The organism is Algimonas porphyrae (genome assembly GCF_041429795.1).
GTDB classification, from domain to species: Bacteria; Pseudomonadota; Alphaproteobacteria; order Caulobacterales; family Maricaulaceae; genus Litorimonas; species Litorimonas porphyrae.
On sequence record NZ_CP163424.1, the window covers coordinates 386865 to 407485 of the forward strand.

General features: G+C 60.5%; 20 protein-coding genes. 9 read left to right on the forward strand and 11 right to left on the reverse strand.

Going from position 1 to position 20621, the window contains the following annotated elements; all coding sequences use genetic code 11:
- Window positions 1–46 precede the first annotated feature (46 nt).
- Window positions 47–2140, reverse strand: coding sequence for a sodium-translocating pyrophosphatase (locus AB6B39_RS01955; RefSeq protein ID WP_284371303.1), 2094 nt, complete (start codon window positions 2138–2140; stop codon window positions 47–49).
- A 454-nt stretch (window positions 2141–2594) separates the two neighbouring features.
- Between AB6B39_RS01955 and AB6B39_RS01960 the strand changes: the two genes are divergently transcribed.
- Complete coding sequence (locus AB6B39_RS01960) at window positions 2595–4916, forward strand: TonB-dependent receptor (protein ID WP_284371305.1); 2322 nt, start codon at window positions 2595–2597, stop codon at window positions 4914–4916.
- 176 nt (window positions 4917–5092) lie between these two features.
- Window positions 5093–6292, forward strand: a complete 1200-nt coding sequence (locus tag AB6B39_RS01965; RefSeq protein WP_284371307.1) for a PQQ-dependent sugar dehydrogenase — start codon at window positions 5093–5095, stop codon at window positions 6290–6292.
- On the opposite strand, the gene thpR is transcribed toward AB6B39_RS01965, so the two are convergent.
- Together thpR and AB6B39_RS01975 are read right to left on the reverse strand one after the other, a co-directional pair.
- Window positions 6293–6832, reverse strand: a complete 540-nt coding sequence (gene thpR / locus AB6B39_RS01970; protein ID WP_284371309.1) for an RNA 2',3'-cyclic phosphodiesterase — start codon at window positions 6830–6832, stop codon at window positions 6293–6295. It lies immediately after the preceding gene.
- A 12-nt stretch (window positions 6833–6844) separates the two neighbouring features.
- Window positions 6845–7894 carry an aldo/keto reductase gene (locus AB6B39_RS01975; RefSeq protein ID WP_284371311.1) on the reverse strand — a complete coding sequence of 350 codons (1050 nt, stop codon included), beginning with the start codon at window positions 7892–7894 and terminating at the stop codon, window positions 6845–6847.
- Window positions 7895–8119: 225 nt separating this feature from the next.
- Here AB6B39_RS01975 and AB6B39_RS01980 point away from each other — a divergent pair, with 225 nt between their 5' ends.
- The 3 genes from AB6B39_RS01980 to AB6B39_RS01990 all read left to right on the forward strand — a co-directional run bounded on the left by AB6B39_RS01980 (window position 8120) and on the right by AB6B39_RS01990 (window position 10589).
- Window positions 8120–8851 (forward strand): Bax inhibitor-1 family protein, encoded by a 732-nt coding sequence (locus AB6B39_RS01980; protein WP_284371313.1) that lies wholly within the window; start codon window positions 8120–8122, stop codon window positions 8849–8851.
- A 165-nt stretch (window positions 8852–9016) separates the two neighbouring features.
- Window positions 9017–10069 (forward strand): type III polyketide synthase, encoded by a 1053-nt coding sequence (locus AB6B39_RS01985; protein ID WP_284371315.1) that lies wholly within the window; start codon window positions 9017–9019, stop codon window positions 10067–10069.
- 4 nt (window positions 10070–10073) lie between these two features.
- Window positions 10074–10589, forward strand: a complete 516-nt coding sequence (locus AB6B39_RS01990) for an isoprenylcysteine carboxyl methyltransferase family protein (protein ID WP_284371317.1) — start codon at window positions 10074–10076, stop codon at window positions 10587–10589.
- Window positions 10590–10611: 22 nt separating this feature from the next.
- On the opposite strand, the gene AB6B39_RS01995 is transcribed toward AB6B39_RS01990, so the two are convergent.
- From AB6B39_RS01995 to AB6B39_RS02005, 3 genes are all read right to left on the reverse strand, one after another.
- Entirely contained in the window at window positions 10612–11541 is a 930-nt protein-coding gene (locus tag AB6B39_RS01995) for a TraB/GumN family protein (RefSeq protein WP_284371320.1), read from the reverse strand.
- 66 nt (window positions 11542–11607) lie between these two features.
- Entirely contained in the window at window positions 11608–12258 is a 651-nt protein-coding gene (locus AB6B39_RS02000) for an SdpI family protein (protein ID WP_284371322.1), read from the reverse strand.
- Window positions 12255–12569: a metalloregulator ArsR/SmtB family transcription factor gene (locus AB6B39_RS02005; RefSeq protein WP_284371326.1), complete on the reverse strand. Its 315-nt coding sequence runs from the start codon at window positions 12567–12569 to the stop codon at window positions 12255–12257. The genes AB6B39_RS02000 and AB6B39_RS02005 overlap by 4 nt, the downstream gene beginning before the upstream one ends.
- Window positions 12570–12667: 98 nt before the next feature.
- Here AB6B39_RS02005 and AB6B39_RS02010 point away from each other — a divergent pair, with 98 nt between their 5' ends.
- Window positions 12668–13555: a sterol desaturase family protein gene (locus AB6B39_RS02010; protein WP_284371328.1), complete on the forward strand. Its 888-nt coding sequence runs from the start codon at window positions 12668–12670 to the stop codon at window positions 13553–13555.
- A gap of 45 nt (window positions 13556–13600) precedes the next feature.
- Here AB6B39_RS02010 and AB6B39_RS02015 read toward each other — a convergent pair whose 3' ends face one another.
- From AB6B39_RS02015 to dapD, 3 genes are all read right to left on the reverse strand, one after another.
- Entirely contained in the window at window positions 13601–15187 is a 1587-nt protein-coding gene (locus AB6B39_RS02015) for a PQQ-dependent sugar dehydrogenase (RefSeq protein ID WP_284371330.1), read from the reverse strand.
- A gap of 92 nt (window positions 15188–15279) precedes the next feature.
- Window positions 15280–15585, reverse strand: coding sequence for a hypothetical protein (locus AB6B39_RS02020; protein ID WP_284371332.1), 306 nt, complete (start codon window positions 15583–15585; stop codon window positions 15280–15282).
- A gap of 11 nt (window positions 15586–15596) precedes the next feature.
- A complete protein-coding gene (dapD, locus tag AB6B39_RS02025; protein ID WP_284371334.1) occupies window positions 15597–16424 on the reverse strand; it encodes a 2,3,4,5-tetrahydropyridine-2,6-dicarboxylate N-succinyltransferase in 828 nt (275 codons plus the stop codon).
- A 130-nt stretch (window positions 16425–16554) separates the two neighbouring features.
- On the opposite strand from dapD, the gene AB6B39_RS02030 reads away from it, so the two are divergent.
- Genes AB6B39_RS02030 through AB6B39_RS02040 form a run of 3 tightly spaced genes read left to right on the forward strand, consistent with a single transcriptional unit; the run spans window position 16555 to window position 17834 of the window.
- Window positions 16555–17106, forward strand: a complete 552-nt coding sequence (locus AB6B39_RS02030; protein ID WP_284371337.1) for an RNA polymerase sigma factor — start codon at window positions 16555–16557, stop codon at window positions 17104–17106.
- On the forward strand, window positions 17099–17461 hold the full coding sequence (locus tag AB6B39_RS02035) for a DUF6768 family protein (RefSeq protein ID WP_284371339.1): 363 nt from the start codon (window positions 17099–17101) through the stop codon (window positions 17459–17461). Before AB6B39_RS02030 ends, AB6B39_RS02035 begins: the two co-directional genes overlap by 8 nt.
- A 37-nt stretch (window positions 17462–17498) precedes the next feature.
- The gene (locus AB6B39_RS02040) at window positions 17499–17834 is read left to right on the forward strand and encodes a hypothetical protein (protein WP_284371340.1); all 336 of its coding nucleotides are present in this window, start codon (window positions 17499–17501) and stop codon (window positions 17832–17834) included.
- On the opposite strand, the gene AB6B39_RS02045 is transcribed toward AB6B39_RS02040, so the two are convergent.
- Window positions 17766–18224, reverse strand: coding sequence for a YaiI/YqxD family protein (locus AB6B39_RS02045; protein WP_284371342.1), 459 nt, complete (start codon window positions 18222–18224; stop codon window positions 17766–17768). The two genes, AB6B39_RS02040 and AB6B39_RS02045, sit on opposite strands and share 69 nt — an antisense overlap.
- The gene (locus tag AB6B39_RS02050; RefSeq protein ID WP_284371345.1) at window positions 18221–20542 is read right to left on the reverse strand and encodes a M28 family peptidase; all 2322 of its coding nucleotides are present in this window, start codon (window positions 20540–20542) and stop codon (window positions 18221–18223) included. The genes AB6B39_RS02045 and AB6B39_RS02050 overlap by 4 nt, the downstream gene beginning before the upstream one ends.
- Between the last annotated feature and the right edge of the window lie 79 nt (window positions 20543–20621).

Here is a 20621-nt window from a genome sequence, read left to right on the forward strand (position 1 = left end):
GCCGCCCCGAAGGGCGGCTCGTAACGCGTAGATCCTGTTGTGCGCGCTAGTGCGCGACGATGGCCAGAAGCAGCAGTGCCATGATGTTGGTGATCTTGATCATCGGGTTCACGGCAGGACCGGCTGTATCCTTGTAGGGATCGCCGACCGTGTCGCCCGTGACGGACGCCTTATGGGCTTCCGAGCCTTTGCCGCCATGGTTGCCGTCTTCGATGTACTTCTTGGCATTGTCCCATGCGCCGCCGCCGGCGGTCATGGACAGGGCCAGGAACAGACCGGTGACGATCACGCCCATCAGCATCGCGCCGAGCGAGGCGAGTGCCTGCTCTGTGCCGGCGATGAAGTAGATCGCGAAGTAGAGCACAATCGGTGAGAGGATCGGCAGCAGGGACGGCTTGATCATTTCCTTGATCGCCGCACCGGTCAGCAGATCGACAGCCTTGGCATAATCCGGACGGGACGTGCCCGCCAGTATGCCAGAATCGGCCTTGAACTGACGGCGGACTTCTTCGACGATTGCGGTGGCCGCGCGTCCGACGGACTGCATCGCCCACGCACCGAACAAGTAGGGCAGCAGACCCCCGATGAAGAGACCGACAATCACATAAGGATTGGTCAGGCTGAAATCGACGGTCACACCGGACAGAGGATTACCCGGCTGGGCCGAGAAATACAGAATGTCCTGATAATAGGCCGCGAACAGCACCAACGCGCCTAGACCGGCAGAGCCAATGGCGTAGCCCTTGGTCACGGCCTTGGTCGTGTTGCCGACGGCGTCCAGCGTGTCGGTCGTGTTGCGCACTTCCGGGGGCAGTTCGGCCATTTCAGCGATCCCGCCCGCATTGTCGGTCACTGGACCGAAAGCGTCGAGCGCGACGATCATGCCGGCCACGCCGAGCATGGCGGTCACGGCTATGGCGATGCCGTAAAGGCCGGCCAGGCTGAAGGTGATGATGATACCAGCCACAATAATCAGAGCCGGAATGGCGGTCGCTTCCATGGAAACGGCCAGACCTGCAATCACGTTGGTGCCGTGACCCGATTCGGATGCGGCTGCAACCGAACGCACAGGACGGTACTTGGTGCCTGTATAATATTCGGTGATCATCACGATCAGGCCGGTAATGACCAGACCGACCACCGAACACCAGAGCAGATCCATGCCGGTGAAGGAGGTTCCGACCACCTCGCCGAAGCCGCCCAGAACGAAATGGGTGACACCCGCGATCGCCGCAACGGACAGAACGCCCGTCGCGATCAGGCCCTTATAGAGCGCGCCCATGACGTTGGTGGAGCCTTTTGACAGGCGGACGAAATAGGTGCCGATGATCGACGTCACGATACAGGCTGCGCCGATGGCCATCGGATAGAGTGTCAGCACGCCGACGCTCGCAAACAGGATCGAACCGAGGATCATGGTTGCCGCAATAGTCACGACATAGGTTTCGAACAGATCGGCCGCCATACCCGCACAGTCACCGACATTGTCGCCGACATTATCCGCAATGGTTGCCGGGTTGCGGGGGTCATCTTCCGGGATACCCGCTTCGACCTTGCCGACCAGATCGCCGCCGACATCCGCACCCTTGGTGAAGATGCCGCCGCCGAGACGCGCAAAGACGGAAATCAGAGACGCGCCGAGGGACAGGCTAACCAGCCCGTCGATCACACCGCGATCATCTGCGCCCATCGGGCCTGTCAGAACCATGTAATAGACGGCCAGACCCAGCAGGGCGAGACCGGCCACGAGCATGCCCGTGACGGCGCCCGCCTTGAAGGCGACATTCAGGCCGGAACCAAGCGACTCGCGTGAGGCTTCCGTCGTGCGGACATTGGCCTGTACGGAAACAAGCATGCCGACATAACCGGCGACACCCGACAGGACGGCCCCGATGACGAAGCCCACCGGCGCGATGAGTTTCATGCCGAAGAGGAAGAACAGAGCAATCGTCACGACGACGCCGACCATGGCGATCGTCTTATACTGCTTGTTCAGATAGGCCTTGGCGCCTTCCTGGATGGCGCCGGCAATTTCGTTCATGCGTTCGTTGCCGGTGCTGGCCTTCATCAGGCTGGCACGGGTCACGATCCCGTAGAGCACGGCAAGTAGCGCCGCGCCGATAATCAGATAGAGTGTCATTGGTAAGTTGGCCCCGACCCTTGCTTGATCGGGTCTCCCTCAATTTGGTCTGAAGTTGGCCGCCGGTCCCGGTCCCTGATGGACGCCCGACGCTTCCCCTCGCGATGTATGAAGTTGGCCGCCCCTCCTCCCATAGAAGTAGCGCTTCCCTTCGCGATGGCGGGACTATTGGCGGAACTCAGGCCTTGTTTCAACCTGATTTGCGCAAAATCAGAAGAATCCCGCAGCCGCGCCGACGGAAGGCTGCGTGATGCTGAGGAAGACAGAAGGCTGCGAATTATGAGCCAAACAAGAGCCGACGCCCAAAGAATGTGCGCGTCAGGCCGGTGAGTTGTGACATTTTCATCACAGCCATGCGGAAAAGTAGGACTCCGAAGCCGTTTCGCCAATCCGGACTGCACGCCCGCCTGAAAACAGGACTATGCAGCTCCGACAATCAATAGGAGACCCTGACATGCTGAACTTCCATGCCGCCCGTGCGAGCACATTGGCGCTTCTGACGGCCTTGGCCGCCGGTCAAACCGCTCTGGCGCAGGACCGGACGTCGGCGATCGATGCGCTCACGGATGAAATCGTGGTGACTGCAACCAAGAAGACGGATGCGGAAAATGTCCAGGACGTTCCCATTGCCGTGACGGCGTTCAATGGCGGCACGCTCGAAGCGCTGAAGGTCCGCAGTCTGGAAAGCCTGACCTTCTCCGCCCCCAATGTCAGCCTCGACGATATTGGCACGACGCGCGGCACGGCCAATTTCTCGATCCGGGGTTTGGGCGTGAACAGTTCGATCCCCTCCATCGATCCAACCGTTGGCGTCTTTGTCGATGGGGTTTATCTGGGGCTGAACTCCGGTGTCGTGTTCGATCTGTTCGATCTGGACAGCGTCGAGGTCCTGCGCGGCCCGCAGGGTATTCTATTCGGACGCAACACGACGGGCGGTGCGGTCCTGATCAATACCGGCAATCCGACGGATGAGTTCGAATATAAGGCGCGCGTCGCGGTCGAAAGTCCGCTGGACGACGATCGGGGTGGTATCAACAGCTTCATTCAGGGCACGGTTTCCGGCCCGATCATCGAAGGTCGTCTGAACGGGAAACTCGGCGGCTACTTCAATGGCGATTCTGGTTATTTCAAGAACCTCGCGACAGGCGATAATCACGGCGAGGCGCAGACCTATATCGGTCGTGGCGCCTTGGAATTCTTCGCCAGCGAGAATGTCACCATTCTGGCCAAAGGCGAATATTTCACTTCGGAAGGGGACGGTCCGTCAGCTCAGAACCGGGGTCTGTATGACCGTGAAAGCTTCGACTTCGCCGTCGACAATGAAGGATTTTACGACACGACGGCCTATACGGGATCGATCAAGCTGGACTGGGACGTGGCTCTGGGCGACGGCGTCATCACCAACATTTTCGGCTATCGCGACTTCAGCAGCGCTACGGATAGCGACATCGATGCGACCTCGCTCTTCCTGTTCCATTCCACGACGGAGCTTGAGCAGGACCAGATCTCCAACGAGCTGCGCTACACAGGCACGTTCGGACGGGCCGAAGTGACGACGGGCCTGTTCTATTTCGATCAGAGCGTGGCCTATACCGAAGTGCGGGATCTGCCGCCGCTATCACCGCTGACCTTTTATGGCGGCGGAATGCAGGATCATACGGTGCTGGGGTTGTTCGGTGCGGTCGATTTTTCTGTGACGGAACAGTTCATTCTGAACCTCGGCTTGCGTTATTCGGAAGAAGATAAGGACGCCGCCATTACCTATGTGCGTCCGCGTCCGATGTGCTCGGTCGTTGGTGGAACCTGCCCGACGACGGGAACCAATCCCTTTATTCCGACGGAAAATAACGGCTTCACGGACTCTGATAGCTGGAGCAATTTCTCGCCGCGTCTGGGCTTTCAGTATTTCCCAAATGACAACACGCAGTTCTATGGCAGCTGGTCGCGCGGCTACCGTTCCGGTGGCTACAACTTCCGGATCACGGCCCCGGCGGCCTTCGAAGCCATTTTCCCACCAGGTTCGGAGCGTGCTTTCGATGAAGAACAGGTCGACAGTTTCGAGCTCGGCGCCAAGCTGGAAAGCGATGACCGTCGCTGGCAGCTCAATGCCGCCATATTCGAAACTGGCGTGCAGGACATGCAGCGCGAGCTGAACCTGTCCGACCCGACTGCCGGCGTACTGCAGACCATTATCAACACGGCGGATGCGACCATCCGCGGCTTTGAGGTCGATGGCCGTTTCCGGGTTTCGGACAGCTTCCTGGTTACTGCCAATCTCGGGGTCATCAGCGCCGATTATGATGAAGTGCTGTTCGATATTTCCAGCGATGGCAATGTCGATACGGCGGATCTGGAACTTGCTCTGCCGCGTGTTCCGGACGCCACCTATGGCTTCGGCTTTATCCATGAGGCCGATCTGGGCAATGCCGGTGCGCTGACCAGCCGGTTGGACTTCCAGTATCGCGATGCTTTCGCCTATACGGACAATAATTTCGGCTGGGTCCAGGCTGCGAACATGCTGAACGGCAATGTCGCCTGGCAGACACCGATGGATGGGGTGACGCTGTCGCTCTACGCCCGCAACCTGCTCGACGAAGTGCAAGTGGGTGGTGATACGCAGCTGCCCTTTGGCGGGGCCGTCGCGCCGCTCGTGCCGGGCGCAACCAATCGCTCGACAGGCGTCAATGTGCCGTTCGGGGCCAACCCTGCAATCGGGACCTTCAGCCCGCTCAAAAAAGGCCGGCTGTTCGGTCTGGAGCTGACAATCCGCGGCTAGACCGCCATAGATTGAGAACATCAGGAACGGGCCTCGCTTCGGCGGGGCCTTTTTCGTCTCTCACCATGGTGTGCGGGTCACAATCTTGCGAGATCGGGTCGAAAAGGCTGAACGTTTCGCGCGGATAATCGTATGTAAGAGACGACCTATCGTCCATCCTGTCTTTCGGAGGCTCCATGACCCGCCCACTCCGCCTTGCTCTTCTTAGCGTTGCCTGCGCAGCTTTTCCCCTGGCCTGTGCCGCACAGGACAGCGTGACCGGTACGGCGGGGACGACCCTGGCCATGGAAACGCTGGCGGAATTTGACGGAGCCTGGGCGATGACCTTCCTGCCCGACGGGCGCGCCCTGGTGACCGAACAGAGCGGCACTATGTGGCTGCTCAATCGGCGCGGCACCAAGGTCGCCCGGATCGACAATATGCCCGAGGTCACGGAGCGAAATCAGGGCGGCATGGGCGACATCATTCTCGATCCGGCGTTCGAGACGAACAATATCGTCTATCTGTCCTATGTCGAACGCGATGCGGACGATGAGCGCCTGTCCGGCGCGGCTGTCGAGCGGGCGACGCTTGCGCTCGGGTCCAATGGCGGGGCGTTGGCCGACCGCGAAGTGATCTGGAGGCAATTTCCGAAAGTCACCGGTAATGGACATTATGGCCACAGGCTCGCCATTTCGCCGGACAATGCGGAAGGCGGCGGCGGCTATCTGTTCATCACATCGGGCGAACGTCAGAAATTCTACCCGTCACAGAATATGGACATGAATCTGGGCAAGATGGTCCGTATCAACCGGGACGGTTCGGTGCCCGAGACCAATCCCTTCTATGGGCAAGGCGGCGTGACCAGCGAAATCTGGTCATTGGGCCACCGCAATCCGCTCGGTATCGATTTCGATGCAGATGGGCGGCTTTGGTCACACGAAATGGGCCCGGCCCATGGTGACGAGTTGAACCTGATCATCCGGTCTGAGAATTACGGTTATCCGACCGTGTCCAATGGTGAGCATTATTCGGGGGTCGATATTCCGGATCATGTCGACATTCCCGTCTATGAACATCCCGCCGCCTGGTGGCATCCGGCGATCAGCCCGGCCGGTTTCGTCATTTATGACGGCGACCTGATCGAAGGTTTCAAGGGCGATGGCTTTATCGGCGGGCTCAGCTCCCAGGCGCTGGTCCGCGTCGTCTTCGATGAAGACAAGATCGAAGCTGCGGGTGATACGCCGTCCAAATCCGACCGTCGCCGCACCATTGCCAAGGAGGCGGAGCGTTTCGAATGGGGCGCGCGGATCCGCGAAGTGGAGCAGGGCCCGGACGGCGCGCTCTATGTGCTGGAAGACAATGAAGGGCGTCTGCTGAAGTTGACGCCGGGCTGATCAGCCAATCAGCGGATAGGTCGCTTCCAGATCATAGCGATTGGGGCCGCGCTTCTGCTGCCAGCTGCTGTACAGGCCGAACTGATCGACCAGAAACGGGCCGATCTCGGTATTGACGTGACGCTGTTCATAGGCCGCGATCCTTTCCAGATCGGGAAAAGGCTTGAGATAGGCCAGCGTCAGATGCGGTTTGAATAAGCGTTTTTCCATCGTGATCCCGACCTCGCGGGCGGCGCGGCGACAATGCTGATGCAATCGCGTCAGACCTGGATTGTCTGCCAGTTTCAGATGGATCTGATGCGGCTCCGCCCGACCGAAATGATCGGCCCCCCGCAAGGTCAACTCCATCGACGATAGCGGGCGGCGCGCCAGCTCCGCATCCAGCACTTCTGCCAGCACGTCCGGGACCTCGCCGAAATAGCCGACTGTAATGTGCAGCTTATCCGCTGGGCTCCAGCGCGCGCCGGGAACGCCCTTCTGCAGGCGCGTTACGGCCCGGATGACGCCTGATGGCGGTCGGATGGCGGCGAACAGGATCATCAGAACCTGTTGTCAGCGTCCCATCGGGCAGCGATAGGTTGCATGCAGCCGGTCGGCCTCGCTTTCCATCTCCTCCGTCCAGTCAATATCGTGCGCGTCGATATTTTCGCGTAGCTGCTCCACGGATGTGGCTCCGATGATATTGGCCGTGACAAAGTCGCGGCTTTCGACGAATTTCAGTGCGAATTGGGTAGGCGTCAGGCCCAGTGCGCGCGCGGTCCGGTTGGCATCCAGCCAGCTCTCATTATTCTTCATGTAATTGGCCATGAAACCATCAAACAGCGCCCCGCGCGACCCTTCGGGAGCATTACCGTCATCATATTTACCGGTCAGCACCCCCATGGCCAGCGGGCTGTAGGCCAGCAAGCCGACATTCTCACGCATCGCGATCTCTGCGCGGTCATAATCGAACCGGCGCGCGATCAGCGAATAGACGCATTGGTTCGACTGGATTCGCGGCAGATCATGAGCCTCTGAAAGAGCGACGAATTTCATCATGCCCCAGGCGGATTCGTTCGACAGGCCGATATGGCGGATCCGGCCGGCTTCGACATGGCGCTGCAGGCTTTCCAGTATATCGATCAGCGGCACCATATCCTGCGCGTCATAATCATCATAGCTATGATGACCGAAAGCCGACAGATCCCGATCCGGCCAGTGCAGCTGGTAGAGATCGATATAATCGGTCTGCAGGCGGCGGAGCGAGTTTTCGACTGCCATGTCGATCTGCGCGCGGGTGTGGCGTGTCTGATCGACCTCATCATCGCGGGTCCAGACCATGCCCGACCGTCCGACCACCTTGGTCGCCAGCACGATGTCTTCGCGCTTGCCGCGCGCTTTCAGCCAGCTGCCAATATAGCTTTCCGTCCGGCCCTGTGTCTCGCGCCGACCCGGAACTGGATACATTTCCGCCGTATCGATGAAATTGATGCCACGTTCATCAATGGCGTAAGAGAGCTGCTCATGCGCGTCGCCCTCGCTGTTCTGCTGCCCCCAGGTCATCGTGCCGAGACAGATCGACGTCACATCAATATCCGTCGTGCCGAGTTTGCGTCGTTCCATAAGGTCTGAATCCTGTGTGCGGGAAAGCGTGTCGGCGCCCTCCTACAGCGCTTTGAGCAAAACTGTCACCCGCGTCATTATCGTTTTCATATCACGACTATAGGAAAAAACTGTCTCTCGCGCCCCCGGCTAACCCGCTTGTCATTGGCAAAGGCGCAACTTTGCGCCTATATTGGTCCCAACAGACCTCGCTGATCGAGGTCCGCCACTTTTACGGAGTTCACAATGAACGATTACAATAGAGGCGTCATCGGCGGTGATATCGATACTGATGTCGGCCTGAAGAGCTTTATGCTCGGCACTTATCGCTGGATGGCTTTGGCGATGGGCGTGACTGCCACGGTCGCCTTTATGGTGGGACAGGCCATTCTCGCCGATCCAAGCCTGCTGGGTATCATCTACAATCCGATCGTTGCGATCGTCTCTTTCGGGATCATCGTCTTCGGTTTCGGGGCGGTGGGGCGCAAGCTTCCCTCCATGTCGATGGGCGGCGTGCTAGCCTTCCTGTTCGGCTTTGCCGCCTTCATGGGCGTTCTGATGTCGGCCTATGCCTCGCTTTACAATCCGATGATCGTCGCGAAGATCTTCTTCATGACGGTGGCGATGTTCGCGGCTCTGTCCATGTTCGGCTACACGACCGGCTTCAATCTGAATGCCGTGATCAAATATGCCATGGCAGCCTTCCTGGCCTATATCGTGATTGGCTTTGTCGGCATGTTCGTTCCGGCGCTCAGCGTCTTTGGCGGCGGGCTGTTCGGCACGATCATCAATGTGGTGGCGCTGGGCGCGATCGCACTGATCACGGCCTGGGAAACCCAGACGCTCAAGCGGATCTATTACGGGACGCGAGGCGATACGGACATGATGAACAAGGCGTCGGCCTTCGGCGCAGCGTCCCTGCTGCTCGCTTTCATCAACATGTTCACCATCCTGATGAACCTGTTCGGTCGCGAATAGGCGGACCTGACAGTCTGAATGACGAAGCCCCGCGCGAGCGGGGCTTTTTTCATGGGCGGACGTTTGAGGGGTCTGGGCCCTAAGCCCGTTCCAGATGACCGACCTGTCGGAGATGTGACAGGATGGCCCTAGTTAATCCCGTCTATTCATGCCTATCAGGGTGTGATGACCGTTTATCTGCACAGCCTGTCCACCTGCGTCCCGCCGCATGCGCTGCCGCAGGGTGAGGTCGCCCGGCGCGCTCATGAAATACTCGGTCCTCGGTTCAAGGGTTTCGAGCGGCTGGCGCCCGTGTTCGAAACCTCCGGTGTCGAGATGCGCTATTCGGTGGCCCCGTTCGACTGGTTCGAAACGGCCGGCGGCTGGACGGACCGGAATGCGCGCTACATGGCGGGCGCGACCGAACTCTATATTGATGCGGCGACGCAGGCCTTGGCGCACGCCGGCTGGACCGCAGATCAGGTCGACATTCTCGTGACGGTCTCGTCCACCGGGATCGCGACGCCGACCCTCGAAGCGCAGGCCAAGGTCGCCATGGGCTTTCGCGATGACTGTCTGCGTGTGCCCCTGTTCGGCCTGGGTTGTGCGGGCGGTATCTCCGGCCTGAATGTGGCGCGCGAACTTGCCGCCGCCAATCCGCAGGCGCGCCTCCTGCTGGTCGTGGTCGAAACCTGCACTCTTTCATTCCGCAAGGCGCGCCCGAAAAAGGCCGATATCATCGCAACCATTCTGTTCGCCGATGGCGCAGCCGCCCTGACGCTCAGTGGCGAAGAGACGGACATCCGTATCGGTCGCGGCGCGTCCAGAACGTGGGACGACACGTTGCCCATCATGGGTTGGGAGGTCGATGAAGACGGGCTGGCTGTCGTGTTTGACCGGTCCATTCCGGATTTCGTGACGTCGGAGATGCGCAGCGCAGCAGACTCAGCCTGTGCGGAGATGGGGCTCGACCGTGCGGAGATCGGGCGGATCGTCAGCCATCCGGGCGGGGCCAAGGTGGTCGATGCGCTCGAAACGTCGCTGGATCTGGATGTCGGGATGCTCGACGTGGAACGCGACATACTGAGAGAGTTCGGCAATATGAGCGCGCCGACCGTGTTTTTCGTGCTGGAACGGATCCTGCAGCGAGGCGACATGGCCGGATCGGGTCGGCCCTTGCTCGCCTGTGCGCTCGGTCCAGGCTTTTCTGCGGCCTTCACGCCAATCTATCCGGGGTGAACTGATGGATATGTCTCTTTCGATCCATGTCTGGCCGACCCTGTTCCTGCTTTACATCATCGCCGAGCGACTGATCGAGCTGCCGATCGCCGCGCGCAATACTCGGCGACTCAAGGCGCAGGGCGGCGTCGAGCATGCGCCAGGCCATTACCCCCTCATCGTGGCGGTCCATGCGGGCTGGATTATCGCGATGGTCCTGTTTGGCCACGACAATCTGATCAGTTCGTTTTGGCTAATTGTCTATGTGGTGCTGCAGCTTCTGCGGCTCTATATTCTCGGCACGCTGGGCCGTCGCTGGACGACGCGGATCATCGTCGTCCCGGGCGAGCAGAAAGTCACCAAGGGTCCGTTCGCGCTGGTCCCCCATCCCAACTATCTGCTCGTGATTGCGGAGATCATGGTGGCCCCGCTGGTGCTGGGCCTCTGGGAAGTGGCCGCGATCTTCGGAGCCCTGAATGCCGCCGTTCTGGTGATCCGGGTCAGCGCCGAAGAACGGGCCTGGGCAAGCCTGTCCCGCTAGCGTCTGGAGGCGCGGCTGATCCTTAAGGATCCTGGCGCGACTGGCGCAGGACAGTATATCCGGCCTCGTCCAGCATGCTCACCAAACTATCTTTTCCCGCAAGGTGTCCAAGCCCGACCGCGATGAAATAGGTGCCGGTCTCCGTCTCCATGAGGGTAGCAATATCGTCGCGCCAGAATTCGTTCCGCTCAGTCAGCATAAGCGTATAGACTGCGTCGCTGGGCCAGGCCCCGCTATCGTCCCCGCCATCGCCATGCAATGTTTCTGCTATGCTGTTGACATCGCCCGCGAGCCAGGCGCTGTTCACACGGGCAGTCTGTTCGGGATCATCACGCAAGGTGCGGGCACCATGCAGCAGCATCCCGATCTGTTCATCTTCGTTCAAACCCGCAATCTTCTGCATCAGTGTCGTCGGGCTTTCGAGCGAACGAATCGTCATTCCGCGCTCCGTTGCCTGACGTTGCAGCGTGGCCACAGGCGTCTGCGTCAGGTCATAGCCCTTTGCGGAAATCGCCACGACGCCGAGCTGCATGGAGGCCAGCCAGGGCTTCAACGGATCAAGAGCCGTGAGGGGGACGCCGAATTGCGCTGAAACGGTTCCGATTTCCTCAGCCTGCTCATCGCTCAGGGTCGCGCCGAGTGTGCGGCCTTCCTGATAAAAGCCCAGCGAGCGCATCGTCTGCTGGATATCACTCTGAGTTTCGGGTGTGGCGGGCTCCGTTTCCAGGATCAGCGTGTCAGCCGCATTGAAAGCCGTCGAGACCGCTTCGCTTTGCCAAGTGACATCGGGTTTCAACACTTGCGTGTAACCGAACAGATGAACCGTCGTGTCGGCATCAGCGAGCGTCCAGATGGCAGGACCTTCGGCGGGCGGGTTGGCCGACAGTGTCGGGTCTGATCCGCAGGCTGTCAGCATAAGGGCAGCGGATGTGAGGGTTAGAAATCTGGACATAGCTGTCCTGTTGCTTCCGAAGGGCATAATCGTCTCCTGGACGGTGGGGGGCGGGCTTCGGTGGGGCTAGTCGGCTCTGGATATGATGCGGTCGCGACCGATCATTCGAGCATAGAATAGGCCCGCGACATAGGCTGAGAGATAGGCGACGATCAGGATCATCAGCGCGTTTTCCCGGTCGATCAAGGCGGCGACCGGCGTCACGATAATGACGATCAGAAGAATATATTTGCCCAGGAACCGATGTGTCTTGGACCAGGTGACAGGGTCAGCGAGGGTCCAGCGCGACTTCAGTCCAATCTTGGCCTCATAGGGAACAATGGACATGTAATTGCCCACAAGGCCGAACATGAGGGCGGAGGCAAGCAGGACAAGAACGTCGCCTGTCGGGTCGGACATCAGCCCGTAAGCCTCGAGCGGGAACAGGATCTGCATGAAGAACATCAGGGCCGGGGCGATCAGAATGCTCACGATCGTTGCATTGCGGGCCTTGGACGGCTCCGTGTCCAGAACGCTGCGCTTCAGCCGAAGCAGCGGCAAGCCGAAGAGTGCGGCCATTCCGGCAAAGAAAAGCGGGAAGGTGATAACCTGATAGCCAATGACCTTCCAGCGGACCAGTTCGGCCCGCTCAGGAGGGTAGCCATTGGCATAGAGGACGATGCCGATCAGGGCGGTCAGGGCGATAATGCCGATCAGCATGTTCGATACGGATTTCATGATGACGTCTCCTTATTGAGCGAGGGTGCGACGGCTTGACCCGTCTCGCCTGTGCCGAGCAAAGCCATCAACGAAGAGAGCGCGTCTTCTGCGACTGTGGCATTGAGATGATAGAAAATTGTCACGCCGTCCTTTTCCCCGCGGATCAGGTCCGCATCTTTTAAGGTCGCGTAATGGGTCGACATGGTCGGTTTCGACACGTCGTAGAAAGCGGCGAGATCGCCTGCGCTCAGCGGACCTTCACGCAGTCGCGCGATGATGTCGCGGCGAATGGGATGGTTGAGCGCCTTGAGAACAAGATTGATCTTCATAAGGACTATTTAGGCATTCGTATAATTAGAGTCAACTCTAAATAACACTCTCCGTCTGACGCTGAGGGTATAGAGGTGGCATTGACAGAGGGAGGTCCATGGCCGGACAAGTGCTTCGTCAGGATTGCTCGCGCCGGATGAGCCTGACGGTCGGGAACCGCCTTATGAAGCCAGAACTCTTACTCGTCCTCGGGATTTTCATCGCTTTCATCGTCGCGGAAATGGTCTTTACCGGCTTCTTTCGCAAAAGCGGCCAGGTGAAAGGTGACGGGCTGGTCGAGCTGATCGCGACATTGATGCTGACGCTGGTGACGCAGCCTCTCGTCGTGGCCGGCGGGTTCGCGCTAGCCGCAATCGTCCTGCCGGACGCTGGTGACGTGCTGAAGGACTGGCCGTTCCTGGCTGTCTTCGCACTCTTTCTGGTTTTCGACGACATGACTCAATATTGGTGGCACCGGATTACCCATGCCACGCCTTGGCTCTACAAGCTGCATCGTCCGCATCATCAGGCGGAGTATCTCTCGATCCGCATCGTCTACCGGAACAATATCTTCTATTACTTCCTGATGCCGGGGCTGTGGCTGTCCGGCGCGCTGCTCTATCTCGGGGGAGGCTGGGTTTACGCCGTCTATATCGTGATCAAGATGAGCGTGATTTTCGGCGCCCATTCGGACATTCGCTGGGACGCGAAGCTCTACCGCATCCGCTGGCTGTCGCCGCTCATGTGGCTGGTCGAGCGAACGATTTCGACACCGGCCACCCATGCGGCTCATCACGGCAAGCACGCTTCTGATGGCGTGACGCATTACAAAGGCAATTACGGAAATCTGCTCTTTTTTTGGGACGTGCTGTTCGGCACGGCGAAGATTACCCGGCGTTATCCGGATCAATTCGGCGTCGAAAATCTGCCAGAAACCAGCGCGGGCGAACAGCTGCTTTGGCCGTTCTGGCGGCGACGCAAGTCGGTTGCGACACCCGCAGACTGAGCCCGTGCGTCGCGCCGTTACCAAAGCTCATTCAGGGACAGACCTTCAGTTGGCCGCTTCCAGACGGAATACGTCGCCGCCAATCGTCGTCAGATAGAGATTGTTTTTCGCATCCAGTCCGAAGCTGATAATGAAGGTCAGTGCCCCCGTATCCGGCTGCAGCTGATCGGTCAGGCGCTGGAAACCGGCCGACTGGACCGTGCCACCCTGCTGCAGGTCGAGCACCGGAACACCCCAGACATTATGGCTGATAAAATCGGCAAACAGATAGACGTTCTGCAGCGCTTCGACCGGACCTTGATAGACAAACCCGCCTGTAATCGACTGGCCTTCGAGCGGACCCGTGCCGTGGGTATATTCCAGAACGGGCGGGGTCAGGGTCGCCGTCGTGCTGCCAAGATAGTCGCGCGTGCCTTCCTTGACGCGCCAGCCGAAATTGAGGCTGGAATCATCGACGGGAAGGCGGGACACTTCTTCGATCGCACTCTGCCCGACATCGGCAATCAGCAGATCGCCCGTCAGCGGGTCGAAGCTGGACCGGTAGGGGTTGCGCAATCCTAGTGCGAAGATTTCCGGGCGACCATCGGCCGGATCTGCATAGGTATTACCCGCCGGAATGGCGTAGTCGCGATCCGGATCCGCCGGGAAGTCGTCACCCGTAATGTCCAGACGTAGAACCTTGCCGAGCAGCGACTGTGGGTTCTGTGCCAGATTGTTCGGGTCGCCGCCACTGCCTCCGTCGCCCATCGGGATCATCAGAAAACCATTCGCGTCAAAGCCGATCCAGCCGGCATTATGATTGTCGAAGGGTTGGTCGATCCGCAGGATGACATCCTCGCTGGCCGGATCGAGCATGTCGCTACGCCCGGTCATCAGCGTGTAGCGGCGGATTTCCGTATCATCCTGCAGATTGGTGACGTTGAGATAGATTTGCCGCGACGTGTCGAAATCCGGCGCGAAGGCAAAGCCCAGCAGCCCGCCCTCACCTGCCGTCGAAATGCCCGCTCGCAAGTCGGCAAAATCGACCGGATCGAGCAGGCCCGTATCCGGGTTCAGAATGCGGATCCGTCCCGCCCGTTCGAACACTAGAACCCGGTCCGATCCATCACCCAGCGGCGACACATAGATGGGCTGCGCCAGTCCGGACGCCTTGCGCCGCAAAACGGGCGTCTGCACCACATCCGTGACGGTGAGAGCGACGTCGAGCGACGCGATGCCGCCGGCGGCATCCGTCGCGCGTACACGAAGACGGTAGATATTGTCGGCATCCGCATCGCCCGGTGTCTCGAAATCCGGTGCGGCGGTGAACCGGACCTCGCCGCTATCGGCATTGATCGTGAAGAGCGGATTGTCGCCCGTCGCCAGAAGCGAATAGCGGACCGACGTTCCGTCCGGGTCGCTGGCCTGGGCCGTATAAACAATGCCGTCCGTGTTTTCCGGGGTGCTGGCCGCGGTGCTGGATGAGAATGTCGGTATCTGGTTGATTGGCGGCGCCGGGGGCGGCGGTGTCGACGACCCGCCCGAGCCGCAACCGGCGAGCAGTGCGATTACCCCAATGCCCAGCGACAGACCTTTAATACGTTGATGGGCGTGCAGCGCAGTCCGGCGAGGCGTGTCGATCTGGTCGGGCATGGCATGTCTCAGGCTGGTTGGAACCGGTGCGGCGCAATGACTCTAACCGATAAAGGCATCATCCGTTCCTGAAACCAGCTGGTCCGACACATCTAGCCGCTCGTCAGCTGCTCCAGCACGGCGCGCTCGGCTGCAGACAGGCTCGCCGGATTGCCGATCAGCAGCATGCCGCGCTGGCCGTCTTCGGCCTCGAGCAGGTAGAGCGTGGCTTCGTCGCCCGGATCGGTCCCCGCGTCCTTGTGCAGCGTCTCGACGACACGGATCGAGCCCATTGCGTAGGCCGTGTTGGTCTCGCGGCAGAGCAGCCCTTTGGCCTGCGTTTCGAAATGATGCTTGAACCCCTTCCTTTCGGCATCTTCCATCAGGGCGGGAATGTCCCTTGGTCCTCTTTGGGCCATGTCGAAATCTCCTAATCGCGCAGCAATTCGTTCACGCCCGTTTTTTCGCGGGTCTGGGCATCGACCGTTTTGACGATAACCGCACAGGCCAGACTGTGGCTGCCATCCCTGGATGGGAGCGATCCCGGTACCACGACGGAAAAGGCCGGCACTTCGCCGTAAGTGATCTCGCCTGTCTGCCGATTATAGATTTTGGTCGATTTGGAGATGAACACGCCCATGGCCAAAACGGCCCCTTCGTGCACGATCACGCCTTCAACCACTTCGGACCGCGCGCCGATGAAACAGCCATCCTCGATGATGGTCGGGTTGGCCTGCAGCGGTTCCAGCACGCCGCCAATGCCCGCGCCCGCGCTGATATGACAGTCTGCGCCGACTTGCGCACAGGAGCCAACGCTGGCCCATGTGTCGATCATCGTGCCTGCGCCTACATGCGCGCCCAGATTGACATAGGACGGCATCAGGACGGCTCCGGGCGCAATGTAGGCCCCCCGGCGCACGGCGCAGGGCGGAACGGCGCGAATGCCTGCCTTGGTAAAGTCGGCCTCGCCCCAGCCTGAAAACTTGCTCGGCACCTTGTCGAACCAAGCGCCGTTCGCCGGGCCGCCGGGCATCAGCCTGTTGGCCTCAAGGCGAAAGCCGAGCAGCACGGCCTTTTTCAGCCATTGATGCACGATCCACTCGCCGCCGTCTTTTTCCGCAACGCGGAACGTACCGTCATCCAATCCCATGATGGCCGCCTCGACCGCATCGCGGCGCTCACCGACCGTGTCGGGGGACAGGGCGGCCCGGTCCTCCCAGGCGGCTTCGATAAGGGTGGTCAGCTGTTCAGTGTTCATAGGGCGGGCGCATAGGCGGTGAGGGGTCTGCGGGTCAACGCATGGCCGCGTCCGCTCAAGAAAAATTCAAGGCGTAGCGAACCTTTTGACCCGCGCGGCGGACTATCCTGTAACACGATTGCCAGGGACCATGACCGATCACACCCGTCAGAGACAGATCAGCGATACGCTGGACGCCTATCAGGCCGACCTCGCCAGCCAGGGCGATCGCCAGGCTTTCGCGCTGCTATATCGGCGCTGGCATCCGCGCGGCATACGGCTGGCCCGTCGTCTGACCGGCGATGCAGCCGAGGCAGACGACGTCATGCAGGACGCGGCGCTGACGATTGCGCGCGATATACGCAAGCTGCGCGATCCGGCCCGTTTTTCGGCCTGGGCCTTCACCATCGTGCGCCGCCGCTCTGCGGATCATATCGACCGGGCGGTCCGCCGCCGGGCGGGCGAGGCGGATAGTCTCATGCCGGAAACGGATATGGGTCCGGACGTCGCCCTGTCGATGAAACAGGCGCTGGCCCGCCTGCCGGAGACGGAGCGCACCATGCTGGCGCTATTCTATCTGGATGGCTTTCGCGGTCACGAAATTGCAGCCGCGCTCGGCATTCCCTTGGGAACGGTCAAGTCACGCCTGTTCAAGGCCCGGCAATCCCTGAAAAAACTTTACGAAGGAGACGATCATGACTGATTTCGACACGGAGTTGAAAGCCCTGTTGAGTGCGGAGGACGAAGCTTTCATCGGCGATGCCATCGACGAAACGGGCTATTACCAATATGCATGGAGCAGTTTTCGCGGGCCGGGGTCCGGCATGCGGATCATGGCCTGGGGCGGCATTCTGCTGTTCGGCAGCCTGACGATCCTGTTTCTCTGGCTGATGTTTACCGAAGAGACGATGCGAGTGCAGATCAACTTCGCGGCGTTGGCGGTGATGGCCAATAGCGCGCAGATTGCGCTCAAGCTCTGGTTCAACATGCAGCTCAATCGCGGGGCTCTGTCGCGTGAATTGCGACGGCTGCAGCTTGTCGTAGCAAGCCGGGGTTGAGGCTGTGCGGACAGGCCGCCTTATAACAGCCTGCCTTTTGATTGTCGGCCTGTCATTCGCGCTCAAACCGTTCGCACATGTCGGCATCGCCCTGTCGAAACCCGCGATCGCCTCCCTCGTCGGGTTCGGACATAGTGAGAAGATTACTCACGTGGCCTGTCGGCGCGCGGCGATGATGCATCGCCATGCGCGGGCAGCCTATGACATGCCGGGTATCCCATGTCTGGGGTCCGTTCTGGAGCGGTGGGTGCGCGTGCTGCCGACGCAACCTTTACTCAAGGCCTATGGCTGGATTGCCGCGGGCTCACGCGCGCATCATGCGTTCGACCATCAGGTGCAGCGCTTCGAGAAAACGGGACCGGTCGCGCGCTGAAAAAGGGGGCGGTCCGCCAATGTTCGGCTGGTCCGCCCCGTCTCTGAGATCGGCCATAATGGCCCGTACCGCCAGTTGCGATCCGATGGTGGCATTATCCATCTCCTTGCCGCTGGGCGACAGGACACGTGCCCCAGCCGTCAGGCAGCGTTCGGCCAGCAGAATGTCGGACGTAACGATGATCGCGTCGCCATCGGCCCGGTCGGCGATCCAGTCATCGGCGGCGTCGAATCCGTCCGTGACCAGCTGGAAGGTGATAGTCGGTTCGGCGGGCGTCCGGATATAGCTGTTGGCAACGACCGTGACTGGCACATTGTGCCGCCAGGCGACCTTATAGGTTTCGTCCCGCACCGGGCAGGCATCGGCGTCGATATAGATGTGGGGCGTCACTCCTCAGCGGGTTCCGAAGCGGGGATAAGGGCGGGACCCGGTGCAGGTCCGGGGGCAGGAACTGCGATCCGGCGACGCACTGAGCGCCGATCACCTTCATGCTGCGGCACCATCCAGTCCGGGCGCGCCTTCAGCAGCGCGTCCGCCGCCGCGTCGTGCCCGTAACGCGTTGACCAGACATTGAAATTGATCGGCTCCTCGCGGTCCGGCAGCACCATCGCCATCGTAAGCTCACGGCAGGTTCGCCCGGTGCAGGTGATGTTCGGGAAGGACCGGCCATCCAGTGCGATCAGCTGGCCGTTGAGTGTCAGGCTCTCGCTATTGGTTCTGTCGCTCTGCATCGAGATTCGAATCCTGTCGGAGTCAGGGGCGTCTATCCGTAATGCGACGCGGCGCGTGCCGTCCACGATCTGATTGTCGAGAATATCGATTTGGGGCATGACGACATCCGGCGGCGGGGCAGGCGTGATCCAGAGATTGCGCGAATAGCCGCTCAGTTCGCCCTGTGTGAAATCCCCGGCGGCGCGCATCGGGTTCGGCAGCGGGTCGCGCGCACTTATCGTGTAATGCGCGCCGTCAAATCCATCGCCGGCCAGATGGACCAGGCTGCGGCCCAGCGGCGCATCCTCGGAATAGGCAGGCACGAGCAGGCTTGCAGCGCCGAAACTCATGACGGCTGCGGCAGCGCCGTATAGCGGCCACCGGGTCGAACCCGGACGGGTCCAGACGATTGGAAGAAGGACGATGAAGGTCCAGACGACAAATGCTGTCAGTGGAGCAGAGGTTTCGACGAACAAGGCGGTTTCCGCCATGACATACATCGTCAGGCCAAGCACCGCTATCAGCACCGCACTCAGGGCGAACAGGATCAGCGCGACGATCCGCAGCGCTGAAGTCTGTTTGAGGATAATCAGCAAGGCCGCCGGGATCACCAGAAGGGCCGGCAATGCGAACAGGACGGACGCCCCGAAGAAGAGGAAACTGGCCGTCAGGCCCAGCGACATCATAACGGCCCAGGCCCCGACCAGAAACCGGTCGGCTCCGTCCGGGCGGTAGAGCCAGCGTGCGCAAAAGGCGGCGGTCAGCAGCGAGAGGCTGATCAGGACGCCGCGCAAGGCGATCGGCCAGGCTGTGCCGTAAGCGCTTTCCGGTCGCAGCGCATCAATCGCCATCCCGCCCAGTATCGCAACCCCTGTTCCTGCAATCAGGGCCAGAAGGGGCAGAAGGAGAACCCGCCAGAGCGGCGCGGGCTTGCGGTCGGTCCGGAACAGGGCGACGACACAAAGGATCAGCGCCAGCCCGATCAGGGGCTGCGCCAGATGTTCGGGCAGGGACAGGACGCCGAACCCCAGCACATCGGCATAGATGACCGCGCGATCGGTGCTGTCTTCATTCACGGTCATGAACCCTTCCACGGCGGACAGGGCGCTACTGCCAATATGAAAGACGGAGGCCCGGTCCAGATTGGCCAGATTGTCATGGCGCGTATGATAATGGCTTTCATGGCCGGTCATGGCGTAATTGGCGGCGTCCATATCCAGCGTTAGATATTCGGTCACATCCGTCCCGTTCGGCATGGCGCGGTAGATGTCGACGGATAGGGAACTGGCAACCGCCCCTTTCACCCGGTCTTCGGGATGGGGTTTAAGCGCGGCCAGGTCGCGACCGTTCGGATCGCTGGTTTCGAACATGGCTGCCGGTCCGCGATTGCCGCGCGCCTCCAGGCTGACGACGGCTCCGATCATCGGGGCGACCGGGTCATGCCGGACAAAGCGGGCAGCCCCGACCAGCCCGATCTCTTCGCCGTCCGTTATCAGGACGTAGAGTGGGCGCGGCAGAGGGCGGTCTTTCATCAGGCGAGCGATTTCCAGGCTGGACGCGACGCCCATCCCGTCATCGGCTGCGCCCGGCCCGGTCGGCACACTGTCATGGTGGGAGGCGAGCATGACGGCGTCGGGCCCGGGGGGCGTCACCCAGAAGCCGACATTGCGCACGCGCGCGCAGGCCACGTTCCTGCGGTCACTGCAGTGAAACGCATCATCGATGATCGGCTCGAAGCCCAGCTGCCGGATTTCCGTACTCAGCCGATCGATCACGGCATCGCTGACCGCGCTATCGACGGGATGGGGGCTTTCGTCACCCAGAATGCGCGACAGCCGTTCTATCGTCGCCTGAGTATTAAACGGATGGTCGGGATCGACCCGTGGAGCATCAATCAGTTTGGGGGAAAACAGGAAAAGCAGAAACAGGCTCGCCAGCAGAAGGGCAAGCGCGGTCGCGAATGGCTTACGGCGCGGTTGAAACAGTCGGCCCATCATGTCTCCCCTTTTAGGGCGATGTAACAGTGACATGCCGCGTCGTATATTCTTCAATAACGCATGACTTGACCATGTTTCA

Excerpts from the sequence above, each read along its gene's own strand:
- AB6B39_RS01955 (WP_284371303.1), bottom strand. The coding sequence starts at position 2,140 with ATGACACTCTATCTGATTATCGGCGCGGCGCTACTTGCCGTGCTCTAC.
- AB6B39_RS01960 (WP_284371305.1), top strand. The coding sequence starts at position 2,595 with ATGCTGAACTTCCATGCCGCCCGTGCGAGCACATTGGCGCTTCTGACG.
- AB6B39_RS01965 (WP_284371307.1), top strand. The coding sequence starts at position 5,093 with ATGACCCGCCCACTCCGCCTTGCTCTTCTTAGCGTTGCCTGCGCAGCT.
- thpR (WP_284371309.1), bottom strand. The coding sequence starts at position 6,832 with ATGATCCTGTTCGCCGCCATCCGACCGCCATCAGGCGTCATCCGGGCC.
- AB6B39_RS01975 (WP_284371311.1), bottom strand. The coding sequence starts at position 7,894 with ATGGAACGACGCAAACTCGGCACGACGGATATTGATGTGACGTCGATC.
- AB6B39_RS01980 (WP_284371313.1), top strand. The coding sequence starts at position 8,120 with ATGAACGATTACAATAGAGGCGTCATCGGCGGTGATATCGATACTGAT.
- AB6B39_RS01985 (WP_284371315.1), top strand. The coding sequence starts at position 9,017 with ATGACCGTTTATCTGCACAGCCTGTCCACCTGCGTCCCGCCGCATGCG.
- AB6B39_RS01990 (WP_284371317.1), top strand. The coding sequence starts at position 10,074 with ATGGATATGTCTCTTTCGATCCATGTCTGGCCGACCCTGTTCCTGCTT.
- AB6B39_RS01995 (WP_284371320.1), bottom strand. The coding sequence starts at position 11,541 with ATGTCCAGATTTCTAACCCTCACATCCGCTGCCCTTATGCTGACAGCC.
- AB6B39_RS02000 (WP_284371322.1), bottom strand. The coding sequence starts at position 12,258 with ATGAAATCCGTATCGAACATGCTGATCGGCATTATCGCCCTGACCGCC.
- AB6B39_RS02005 (WP_284371326.1), bottom strand. The coding sequence starts at position 12,569 with ATGAAGATCAATCTTGTTCTCAAGGCGCTCAACCATCCCATTCGCCGC.
- AB6B39_RS02010 (WP_284371328.1), top strand. The coding sequence starts at position 12,668 with ATGGCCGGACAAGTGCTTCGTCAGGATTGCTCGCGCCGGATGAGCCTG.
- AB6B39_RS02015 (WP_284371330.1), bottom strand. The coding sequence starts at position 15,187 with ATGCCCGACCAGATCGACACGCCTCGCCGGACTGCGCTGCACGCCCAT.
- AB6B39_RS02020 (WP_284371332.1), bottom strand. The coding sequence starts at position 15,585 with ATGGCCCAAAGAGGACCAAGGGACATTCCCGCCCTGATGGAAGATGCC.
- dapD (WP_284371334.1), bottom strand. The coding sequence starts at position 16,424 with ATGAACACTGAACAGCTGACCACCCTTATCGAAGCCGCCTGGGAGGAC.
- AB6B39_RS02030 (WP_284371337.1), top strand. The coding sequence starts at position 16,555 with ATGACCGATCACACCCGTCAGAGACAGATCAGCGATACGCTGGACGCC.
- AB6B39_RS02035 (WP_284371339.1), top strand. The coding sequence starts at position 17,099 with ATGACTGATTTCGACACGGAGTTGAAAGCCCTGTTGAGTGCGGAGGAC.
- AB6B39_RS02050 (WP_284371345.1), bottom strand. The coding sequence starts at position 20,542 with ATGATGGGCCGACTGTTTCAACCGCGCCGTAAGCCATTCGCGACCGCG.